The sequence below is a fragment of the Streptomyces sp. NPDC104381 genome (assembly GCF_055583745.1).
Genome location: NZ_JBVJNK010000004.1, coordinates 680763 through 691536 on the forward strand (window position 1 = coordinate 680763; position 10774 = coordinate 691536).

8 protein-coding genes and 1 pseudogene are annotated in these 10774 nt (G+C 70.3%); 2 read left to right on the forward strand and 7 right to left on the reverse strand.

From position 1 onward, the window contains the following. Positions 1–13: 13 nt before the first annotated feature. Together ACZ607_RS16835 and ACZ607_RS16840 are read right to left on the reverse strand one after the other, a co-directional pair. Positions 14–1336 carry an amidohydrolase family protein gene (locus tag ACZ607_RS16835; protein ID WP_469735438.1) on the reverse strand — a complete coding sequence of 441 codons (1323 nt, stop codon included), beginning with the start codon at positions 1334–1336 and terminating at the stop codon, positions 14–16. A 120-nt stretch (positions 1337–1456) separates the two neighbouring features. Next, positions 1457–2668 (reverse strand): glycoside hydrolase family 64 protein, encoded by a 1212-nt coding sequence (locus ACZ607_RS16840; RefSeq protein WP_469735594.1) that lies wholly within the window; start codon positions 2666–2668, stop codon positions 1457–1459. A 636-nt stretch (positions 2669–3304) separates the two neighbouring features. On the opposite strand from ACZ607_RS16840, the gene ACZ607_RS16845 reads away from it, so the two are divergent. Both ACZ607_RS16845 and ACZ607_RS16850 read left to right on the forward strand, forming a co-directional pair. Further along, complete coding sequence (locus ACZ607_RS16845; RefSeq protein ID WP_469735439.1) at positions 3305–4888, forward strand: acyl-CoA carboxylase subunit beta; 1584 nt, start codon at positions 3305–3307, stop codon at positions 4886–4888. Positions 4889–4952: 64 nt separating this feature from the next. Next, a complete protein-coding gene (locus tag ACZ607_RS16850; protein WP_014153860.1) occupies positions 4953–5156 on the forward strand; it encodes an acyl-CoA carboxylase subunit epsilon in 204 nt (67 codons plus the stop codon). Positions 5157–5259: 103 nt separating this feature from the next. Here ACZ607_RS16850 and ACZ607_RS16855 read toward each other — a convergent pair whose 3' ends face one another. The 5 genes and pseudogenes from ACZ607_RS16855 to ACZ607_RS16875 all read right to left on the reverse strand — a co-directional run. After that, on the reverse strand, positions 5260–5841 hold the full coding sequence (locus ACZ607_RS16855) for a GTP-binding protein (RefSeq protein WP_014048542.1): 582 nt from the start codon (positions 5839–5841) through the stop codon (positions 5260–5262). Beyond that, complete coding sequence (locus tag ACZ607_RS16860) at positions 5822–6493, reverse strand: DUF742 domain-containing protein (RefSeq protein ID WP_469735440.1); 672 nt, start codon at positions 6491–6493, stop codon at positions 5822–5824. The genes ACZ607_RS16855 and ACZ607_RS16860 overlap by 20 nt, the downstream gene beginning before the upstream one ends. 89 nt (positions 6494–6582) lie before the next feature. Then, positions 6583–6996, reverse strand: a complete 414-nt coding sequence (locus ACZ607_RS16865; protein ID WP_006127847.1) for a roadblock/LC7 domain-containing protein — start codon at positions 6994–6996, stop codon at positions 6583–6585. A 10-nt stretch (positions 6997–7006) separates the two neighbouring features. Continuing rightward, complete coding sequence (locus tag ACZ607_RS16870) at positions 7007–10228, reverse strand: sensor histidine kinase (RefSeq protein WP_469735441.1); 3222 nt, start codon at positions 10226–10228, stop codon at positions 7007–7009. Between the two features lie 351 nt (positions 10229–10579). Next, a pseudogene (locus ACZ607_RS16875) lies at positions 10580–10774 on the reverse strand (ATP-binding protein); the annotation flags it as partial.

Here is a 10774-nt window from a genome sequence, read left to right on the forward strand (position 1 = left end):
GGAGCTCCCCGGTTCAGGGACGGAGCGGGGGCAGGAAGCCGTCGCCGAGGACACCGGCGCGGTCGACGGCGATTCGGCCCTCCTTCACCACGGCCAGGATGTGGGCCGGATCGCCCAGGGACGCGATGTCGGACAGGGGGTCGATGTCCGTGACCACCAGATCGGCCGCCTTGCCCGCCTCCAGGGTCCCGGTGACCTCGTCGACACCGCACAGCCGCGCGGCGTCACCCGTCGCGGCCACGATCGCCGCCATGGGCGACAGGCCCGCGATGTCCACGAGCAGCCCGAGCTCCTGGAGGTTGCGCCCGTGCCCGACGGCCAGGCCGCTGTCGGTCCCCATCGCGATCCTGACCCCCGCCGAGGCCGACCGGGCCACCGACTCCTGGGCGATCCGGTGCCAGCGCACCCCCTTCTCGTACGCCGACGGGGACGTGCGCGCCGGGTCCAGGTCCTGCGTCGTCTCCAGCAGCGTGGGCACCAGGAACTGGCCCCGGTCCACCATCTCCGCCCGCAGCTCGTCGTCCAGGGCGTAGCCGTGCTCGATGCTGGTCACGCCCGCCCGGACGGCGGCCTCGATCCCGGGCCGCCCGATGGCGTGCGCGGCGACCGGCAGACCGCCGTAGGCCCGGGCCTCCTCGACGGCGGCCCGGATCATCTCGGGGCGCAGCCCCAGCCACTCCGGCCGGTCGTGCGGGGAGGTGACACCGCCGCTGGTGGCGAGCTTCACGCAGTCGGCGCCCGCCGCGACCAGGTCGCGCACCCGGGCCCGCATGTCGTCGACGGAGCCGACCAGGCCGCGCGGACTCTCGGGAAAGGTGACGGCCAGGGCCAGCCCGTCGATCCCTCCGGCGAGGGTGAAGTCGGCGTGGCCCGCGCGCTGGCTGAGCATGGTGACCGAGACCAGCAGCCGGGGCCCCGGAATGCGCCGCTCCGCCACCGCCTGCCGGAAGCCGGCGTCCAGCCCCATCAGGTCCCGGGCGGTCGTCACCCCGTTCTCCAGGGTCACGCGCAGCCGGTCCAGGACCTTGAAGGCACGGTAGGTCGGCAGTTCGCCGAGCCCCTGGAGCGGGTTGCCCGCCGGGCCCGGCAGGGCGAAGTGCACATGGGTGTCGATGAAGCCGGGACACACCGTCCGGCCCCCGAGATCCAGCCGCCTCGCCGGTCCGAGCGCGGCGGGGAGCCCGGCCTCGGGGCCGGCCCAGCGGACCACCGTCCCCTCGACCAGCAGCGCCGCGTCCGGTACCGGGGAGCGGCCGGTGCCGTCGATCAGCCGGAGGCCATGGAGGAGGACCCGCTCAGCGGGGTCACCGACGGGTTGCTCACGGAGGGAGGACATCTGCCAACGATCCACCCCGGGGGCCGCCCGCGCAGGGTGCGCTGGGCCGCACGGGTGCCGGACGCGGTCGTGCCCGCCCGCCGCGGACGGGCGGCGGACGGGCACGGTGTCACGGGTGCGTCAGGAGCCGACGCTCACCGTGAAGCGACGCGGGTTGCCGTCGTGCGCGGCCCCCGACACGTCCGGCTCGCCGTCCGGACGTACGTCGTCGTAGGGGAACGCGTAGCCGATCGGGGAGTTCGCGTGGACGACGCGCGACCAGTGGTTGGTCACCGCGCCCTTGTAGTAGTCGGACACCGACGTGCCGTTCGGCTGGCTGGGGTGGCTGAGCATGATCGAGCGGTTGAAGCCCGCCGCGATCCTGGCCAGCAGCGCCTTCTTGTCGTCGGAGTCCGCCGGGTCGTTCGTGAAGGGCCCGTGGTTGCAGGTGAAGATGTCCTTCGACGTCGGCTTGACGAAGGTGTGACCGCCCTCGAACGTCAGGGTGTCACCGCTGACCCGGCCGGCGAGCGTGCCCCGGCCGCCCTGGAGGTCGATCTTCAGGTCGGTGGAGCGGTACTTCTCCCAGACCTCGTCGATCTGCGCGGTGAACAGGTCGCGGAAGGGCATCTCGTCCGGGCGGTCGAAGTACGGCGCCATCAGGTTCTGCGGCGAGACGACCCGCAGGACCTGCCCGTCCGAGCCGCGGGTGACCAGCTTGTCCCAGGGCTGCCCGTCGGAGGCGGCCTGGGCCGTGAGGTCGTCGGCGATGCGCTGGACCGCGCCGTCCGGGAGCGGGGCCACGGTGTGCGTCTCGTCGCCCTCCAGGGTCAGCCCGATCGGCAGCGCCGTCACCAGGTCGACGTAGCTGATGTTCGCGTACAGCTGCTGCGGGTTGAAGGTGAACTCGCAGAACGACCAGGTGCGGCCGTAGTTCGGGTCGGTGGGCGTCGCGAAGGCCGGCTCGACCAGGGACGGCCCCGGGTTGAGGTAGAAGTCCAGCTTGTCGTCGCGTACGAAGTAGACCCGCGCCCCGTACATCTGAGGCAGCGTCAGGACCACGGGCGCGCCGCCCGCGGAGTTCAGCGGGATGGCGCAGTCCACCGGCAGCGGGGTCTGCGGGGCGCCGGGGGAGTCGGGGCGGTAGACGCTGCCGTCGGGGCGCAGCAGCACCCAGCGGTCCGTGCCCTGCTCGTGCCCGGTGACGTAGGCGTGCACCGTGCCGGGCAACGACTTGTTCTGCAGGGCCAGTTCGCAGGTGGCGGCGGCCGCCGACGTGCGCGGGCTCAGGGCGCTGCCCCAGAGGGGGTAGGTGAGCGCGGTCGCGGAGGCGGCGGCGCCCGTCAGGAACATTCTGCGCGAAATCACGGAGGAACTCCCGAGGTGTGGGGGTCGCAGACAGGGATGTGGTGTGGTGCGGGGGAGGCGGAGCGGTGGGGCCGTCTGCGGTGCGCACCACTCTCGCGATGCCTCCGGTGAGCGTCAAGAGTTATGACTGAGAGCGCTCTCAAGAAGTCTCCGTTCTTCACAACTCGACGCTCCTGGCCGGGTTTTGGCCACGCGTGGTCGATCACCGCCTGCGCGGAGTGAACAGGAACTGAAGGCGGTGGCCGCCCGGGCCCGGTGTGTCTCCGGCCGACGGACGCGTACTGTCTCTTCCGTCCCCGGCGCGGCCCCGGCGCGTCCCGGGCGCGATCGCAGGAGTGGCCGCGGCGCCGTCCCGGCGTGGTCCGGGCATCGGGTGCGGGGTCACCGCCATACGGCGTGCGCAGTCGCCCGCCCCGGTGGATCCGCGGCGTGGCGCGCGGGCCGGCGTGTGGCCGGCGCCACACGCCCCTCTTTGTGGAAGCCCTACAACGCGGCAGCCCTGTGAGCTGGCAGATGGGTTACATGGTGCACGGCTTCTGTCAGGTGCCACCAGGAAACCGGGCAGGAGACTGTCCAAAGTGAACGGCAGGGTTTACGCGGTCGGGTTCGTAGGGTCGACGTATGACCGTTGTGGACGAAATCCCGGGCGAGCCCAGCGACACCCGTGGCCGGGTGGCCGAACTGCTGGCGCTGCGTGAGCAGGCCCGGCGTGGACCGAGCGACCGGGCGACCGAGGCGCAGCACGCCAAGGGCAAGCTGACCGCGCGGGAGCGCATCGCGCTGCTGCTGGACGAGGGATCGTTCAAGGAGGTCGAGCAGCTGCGCCGGCACCGGGCGACCGGCTTCGGCCTGGAGGCCAAGAAGCCCTACACCGACGGTGTCATCACCGGCTGGGGCACGGTCGAGGGCCGCACGGTCTTCGTCTACGCGCACGACTTCCGGATCTTCGGCGGGGCGCTGGGCGAGGCCCACGCCACCAAGATCCACAAGATCATGGACATGGCCATCTCGGCCGGTGCCCCGCTGGTCTCGCTGAACGACGGCGCCGGCGCCCGTATCCAGGAGGGCGTCTCGGCGCTCGCCGGGTACGGCGGGATCTTCCAGCGCAACACCCGCGCCTCCGGTGTCATCCCGCAGATCAGCGTGATGCTCGGCCCGTGCGCCGGCGGCGCGGCCTACAGCCCCGCCCTCACCGACTTCGTCTTCATGGTCCGTGAGACCTCGCAGATGTTCATCACCGGACCGGACGTCGTCAAGGCGGTCACCGGCGAGGAGATCACCCAGAACGGCCTCGGCGGCGCCGACGTGCACGCCGAGACCTCGGGCGTCGCGCACTTCGCGTACGACGACGAGGAGACCTGCATCGCCGAGGTCCGCTACCTGATCGGCATGCTCCCGTCCAACAACCGGGAGAACCCGCCGGTCGTCCCCAGCGACGACCCGGCCGACCGGCGCGGCGACGTCCTCCTGGACCTGGTTCCGGCCGACGGCAACCGCCCGTACGACATGCACAAGGTCATCGAGGAGCTCGTCGACGACGGCGACTTCCTGGAGGTCCACGAGCGCTGGGCCCGCAACATCGTCTGCGCCCTGGCCCGCCTCGACGGCCAGGTCGTCGGCATCGTGGCCAACCAGCCGCAGGCGCTGGCGGGCGTCCTGGACATCGAGGCGTCCGAGAAGGCCGCGCGGTTCGTCCAGATGTGTGATGCCTTCAACATCCCCATCGTCACTCTGTTGGACGTACCCGGCTTCCTGCCCGGCGTCGATCAGGAGCACGGTGGGATCATTCGGCACGGCGCGAAGCTGCTCTACGCGTACTGCAACGCCACCGTGCCGAGGATCTCGCTGATCCTGCGGAAGGCCTACGGAGGCGCGTACATCGTCATGGACAGCCAGTCCATCGGCGCCGACCTCACCTACGCCTGGCCGACCAACGAGATCGCCGTGATGGGCGCCGAGGGCGCAGCCAACGTCATCTTCCGCCGTCAGATCGCCGACGCCGAGGACCCCGAAGCCATGCGGGCCCGCATGGTCAAGGAGTACAAGGCCGAGCTGATGCACCCCTACTACGCGGCCGAGCGCGGCCTGGTCGACGACGTCATCGACCCCGCCGAGACGCGCGAGGTGCTGATCGCCTCGCTCGCGATGCTCCGCAACAAGCACGCCGACCTGCCGTCCCGCAAGCACGGCAACCCCCCGCAGTAGTCACGGCCGCACGCCGCCACCCCGGCTCCATCCGCGACCCACTGCCCAGAAGACGGAGACATCCATGAGCGTCACTCCCGCCGATTCGGTCCTGCGCGTCGAGAAGGGCCAGGCCGGCCCCGAGGAGCTCGCCGCCATCACCGCGGTCCTCCTCGCCCGCGCCGCCGCCCAGCCCGACGCCCCCGCCCACCGGGGCCGCAGCACCGCCGGATGGCGCCGCCTGGAACGCACCCCCGGCTTCCGGGCCCCGCACAGCTGGCAGGGCTGACAACGGCCGCCCAGGGCCCTCCGGGGCCCAGCGGGCCCGCCGCACGGCGAAGGCCCCGTACTCCTTCCGAGGAGTACGGGGCCTTCGCCGTGCGGCGGCGGGATCAGCGCAGGCGGGCCATGAGCGCGTGCTCGACCAGGGTGATCAGCGCGCTCTTGGCGTCCGCCCGGTGCCGGGCGTCCGTGGTGAGGATCGGGGTGTCCGGACCGATCTGGAGTGCTTCGCGTACTTCGTCGGGGGTGTAGGGCTGGTGTCCGTCGAAGCCGTTGAGGGCGATGACGAAGGGGAGGCCGCTGTTCTCGAAGTAGTCGACTGCGGGGAAGCAGTCGGCGAGGCGGCGGGTGTCGACGAGGACGACGGCGCCGATGGCGCCGCGGACCAGGTCGTCCCACATGAACCAGAAGCGGTCCTGTCCGGGGGTGCCGAACAGGTAGAGGATCAGGTCCTGGTCCAGGGTGATGCGTCCGAAGTCCATGGCCACCGTGGTGGTGGTCTTGTCCCCGGTGTGGGTCAGGTCGTCGATGCCCGCGGACGCGGACGTCATCACGGCTTCGGTGCGCAGCGGATTGATCTCCGAGACGGCACCGACAAACGTGGTCTTACCCACGCCGAAGCCCCCTGCCACCACGATCTTCGCCGAGGTAGTGGAGCGGGCCGCTCCGCCGCTAGAGCTTGCGAAGTCCACTGAGCACCCTTTCGAGCAGTGTCACATCTGGTTGGCCGCCGGCGGCCTCGTCGCCGCCGGGCTGATGGATAGCGACGAGTCCGGCCTCGGCCAGGTCGGCGACGAGGATCCGGGCAACGCCGAGGGGGATCGAGAGCAGGGCGGAGACCTCGGCCACCGACTTGATCTCGATGCAGAGCCGGCAGATCCGCTGGTGCTCGGGCAACTGCCCTTGCAGCCGGGCGGGATCGGCCGTGGTGCTGACCAGCGCCTCGATGGCGAGCTGGTACCGCGGCCGGGTCCGGCCGCCGGTCATGGCGTACGGACGGACCAGCGGGTTGTGCGCTGCGGGCTTCGCCGGCTGGGGGGCCTGCCGCTGCACCGGCTGGATGCGCGACGGCGGCGCCTCGTACCGCTGCGGAGGCTGCTGCTCGTGCTGCGGCTGCTGCTGAGGCCACCCGGAGCCGGGCTGCTGCTGCCACCCGGGACCAGGCTGCTGCGGCTGCTGCTGCCAGCCGCCCTGCTGGGGCTGCTGGTAGGGCTGATACGGCTGGTAAGGGTCTTGCGAACCCTGTCTGCCGGGCATGGAGGGGTTCTCGAAACGGTTGTCACCCTGTTCACCCGGGACCCGCTGACCGCCCTCGTACGGGTGTCCGCCTGTGGGTGCTGCCACGTTTCCTCCTCCGACTGCCGTTCGCCATCCCAGTGGTGCCGCGCCACCGCACCTTATGGCGCGGTGACGAGAAACGCACTGTCTGTCTATTAGTTAAGAAGACTTCCCTGGAGTTCGGCGCGGAGATCCGGGGTAAGGACACTTCCTGCACGGTCTACGAGAAGTGCCATTTCGTACCCAACCAGGCCGATATCGGCGTCCGGGTGGGCGAGGACGGCGAGTGAAGATCCGTCAGAGATGGACATGATGAAGAGGAATCCTCGCTCCATCTCCACAACGGTCTGATTCACGGCACCGCCTTCGAAGATCCGTGAGGCACCCGCCGTGAGCGACGTCAGACCGGAGGCGACGGCCGCCAGCTGATCGGCGCGGTCGCGTGGGAAACCTTCGGACATCGCCAGCAGGAGTCCGTCGGCGGAGACCACCACCGTGTGGGACACCCCAGGGGTGTTGTCCACGAAGTTGGTGATCAACCAGTTCAGATTCTGCGCCGCCTGGCTCATCGGGCTCACACTAACGCTCCTGGTTGTAGGTATTACTTGTGTCCGACCCCGCACGTCCCCGCAGGACACCACGTCGCAGGTTGCTCAACCTGCCCCGCACGTCCTCAGGGGCGCGGGAGACCTGTGGGCCGCCCTGCTGGGTCTGCTCCGCCGTGCCCTCGACCAGATTGGCCTTGGGCACGCGCCGGGGGAGTCCGGAAGGAGTGATCCCGCCCGCCTTCGGATCCCGGAGCTTCTCGGCCCGCTCCCAGCGCTCGTCGTTCGCCGAGCGCCAGTCGTCGGTGCCTTCGCCGTCGGCGTGCTCCGTCTGCTGCGCAGGCGCCTGCGGCTGCTCCGGCTGAGGCCGCTGCCGCTGCTCGGGCGGGGCAGGCTGATCGTTTCCGCGGCCGGTGGGCTGCCAGTGCTGCTGGCCCGCGCCGCGGCGCGGAAGACCCGCTTCGGTCAGTTCGCCACCGGGGTTCGGGGTGGGCCCCGGGCGGTCGAAGCCTACGTGCTCCTGTGTCTCCGCGGGAGCCGTCCGCACAGCTTCCGGTTCGGGCTGGGCCAGGGGCTCGAACGCCCCCTGGTACGCGCCCTGATCAGGCCAGTCACCCTGGTGGGGAAGGCCGTCCTGCGAGGCGAACGGGTCGGCGTACTGCTCCTGCCGGCCGTCCTGAGCGGTGTACGAGGCTTCCGCATAGGTGTTCTGCTGCGGATCCTGGTAGCCGTTCCCGTCGGTGTACGCGTCGTAGCCGCCCTCGTAACCGGGCTGCGCGTACTCCTGCTGCTGCTGTTCCTGGACGTACGGCTCGGGGGCGTACTGCTCCTGGCTGTACTGCTCCTGCGCGTACTGCCCCCGGGCGTAGTCCTGGTGCTGTCCCGCGCCGTCGTCCTGGAACGCCGGACGCTCACCGCCGGCCTGTGCCTCCAGGGCCGCCCGCCGCTCCTCGCGCATGAGGGAACGGTTCACCGGATCCAGCTGCGGGGAGTCCGCCGCCGGGGTCTCGTACCGCGAGTCGTCGAAGCCGAGCTCCGCCGCCGTACGCATCGGAGCCTGCTGCGGCACCGGGTCGAACGCCTGCTGCTGCTCGGGCATGATCGAGGAGACGGTGAAGTCGTCCTGCGGGGTCCCCTCGCCACCACCACCGTGGGTGATCGCGTCGGGCAGCATGACCAGCGACGTCGTCCCCGCCTGCTCGCCCGAAGGCCGCAGCTGGACACGGATGCCGTGCCGGTCGGCCAGCCGGCCGACCACGAACAGGCCCATCCGCTGGGACACCGCGGCGTCCACGGTCGGCGGGTTGGCCAGCTTGTGGTTGATGTCCGCGAAGTCCTCGGCGGTGAGGCCGATGCCCTTGTCGTGGATCTCGACCATCACGCGGCCGTCCGGCAGCCGGGTCGCGGTGACCCGGACCTTGGTCTGCGGCGAGGAGAAGGTGGTCGCGTTCTCCAGCAGCTCGGCCAGCAGGTGCACGAGGTCGGTCACGGCCTGGCCGTGGATCTCGCTCTCCGGCACACCGGTCAGCTCGATGCGCTCGTAGGACTCCACCTCGGAGGAGGCGGCCCGCAGCACGTCGACGAGCGGCACCGGCTGGTTCCAGCGGCGGCCCGGCTCCTCGCCCGCGAGGACGAGGAGGTTCTCGCCGTTACGGCGCATACGGGTGGCCAGGTGGTCCAGCTTGAAGAGGCTCTCCAGCTGGTCCGGGTCGGCCTCGTTGTTCTCCAGGTCGGTGATGAGGGTCAGCTGGCCCTCGATGAGCGACTGGTTGCGGCGCGACAGGTTGGTGAAGATCGCGTTGACGTTGCCCCGCAGCATGGCCTGCTCGGCGGCGAGCCGGACGGCCTCGCGGTGCACCTGGTCGAAGGCGCGGGCGACCTCGCCGATCTCGTCCTGGCTGTTGATCGGGATCGGCTGCACCCGGGTGTCCACCCGGCCCGGCTCGGTCCGCGACAGCTGGTCGACCAGCATCGGCAGCCGCTGCTCGGCGATGCCGAAGGCGGCCGTACGCAGCTGGCGCATCGAGCGGCTCATCTGGCGGGCCATGAGCCCGGCGATGACGAAGGCGGCCAGCAGGGCGATGATCACGATCGCGGCGTTGACGATGGCGTCGTTCCGGGCGTCGGTGGAGATCTCCGCCGCCTCGGTCACCGCCTTGTCGACGAGCTCGTTCTCGACCGTGGTGTAGCCGTCGAACTTCGCGGTGGCCGCGGCCATCCACGTCTCGGGCGTGATGCCCTTGGCCTTCAGCTCCGCCGGGGACTTGCCCTGGCCGATCTGCTGGGCCATGCCGTCGAAGACGGAACCGTCGACGCTCGGCGGCGCCACGAAGGGCTTGCCCGCGGCCTTGGCCTGCGCCTGGGCGGCCTTCAGCTGCTCGGCCCCCTCGGCGGCCTTGGCGGCCATGACTTCCTTGAGCCGCGCCGCGTCGGCCTCCGTACCACCGGAGACGAACTCACCGAGGGCGATCTGCTCCAGATAGTTGTAGGAGCTGAACGCCGTGACCTGGCCGTTGAACTTGCGCTCCTCCTGGCTCGGACGCACGAGGAGGTGCATGCCGATCGAGCGCTGCAGCGATTCGGCGGCCTTGGACAGCTCGATCGCGTACACGGTCCGGCCGTAGCTGGTGATGTTGCCGGTGCCCAGGCCGAGCTCGTTGGAGAACTCCATCAACGAGTGCTGGACCTTGGTGTAGCCCTCTTCCGTCTTCACCGGGTCCATCGCCTCGGCGTAGGCGGCCTTGCGCAGCTCGGGGAGGAGCGGCTCCTCCGCCTTGAACAGCTTCAGGCGGCGGTCGAGACCCGCCTTCTCCGGCATGTTCTGCACGGCGGCGTCGAACTTCTGCGCCGCGCTGTCCGTGGTCGCGCGGACCTTCTCCACCTCGGGAGCGGTGCGCTTGTTGGACAGCAGGGGCTGAGCGGTGAGGTCACGCTCGTTCAGCAGGGCCTGTCCGTACTCCGCGGCCGCGCGGACGACCAGAGCCGTCTTCTCCGCGTCCTGCGCCTCGTTCCAGGTGTCGACCGACCCCTTCACCTGGAAGCCGCCCATGACCAGGCCGACGAGCGCCGGGATCAGGAGAATCGCGTTCAGCCGGGTGGGCACCCGCCAGTTCCGCGGGGACAGCCGGCTGGTGCTGCCGGCCGCCGGTTCCGCCTCGGACGACGTGTCCGCAGGCGGGGACAGCGCGGTGCGCGGCGGTGGCGTGAAGTTGCCCCGCTCCGGCTGCGCCGCGGAGCCCTCGTTGCTTCGCCTCACTCGACCAACAACCTCTCGGCGTCGGCACCTACGTTGTGCCGGATTATCGTTCAGGGGCTGTACTACTGGGTAGTTCGAGGCATTGCAGCACGCGGACCGGTCGCGTTCCAAACAGTCGGAATGTGTGATTCCGGCTGTGACCCCCCGACGATAAAACGGGCATAAAGAGCGAGCCCCGTCAAAAGGCGAGGCTCGTATGAGCACAGCGGTACCGATCGTGCGCGTCGGGTATCGATGGGCCTGCAATTCTCTGTCGAAATGTTATGAACGCGGGGGCGGAGCGTGTCAAAGGACACAGGCCGCCCCCGCGCGTGACTACAGCAACTTCCGTAGATCGCTACCGACTTACGGCTACTTCAGCCGGGCCATCAATGCGTGCTCGACCAGCGTGATCAGGCCGCTCTTGGCGTCCGCCCGGTGCCGGGCGTCCGTCGTGATGATCGGGGCGTCGGGACCGATCTGGAGTGCTTCGCGTACTTCGTCGGGGGTGTAGGGCTGGTGTCCGTCGAAGCCGTTGAGGGCGATGACGAAGGGGAGGCCGCTGTT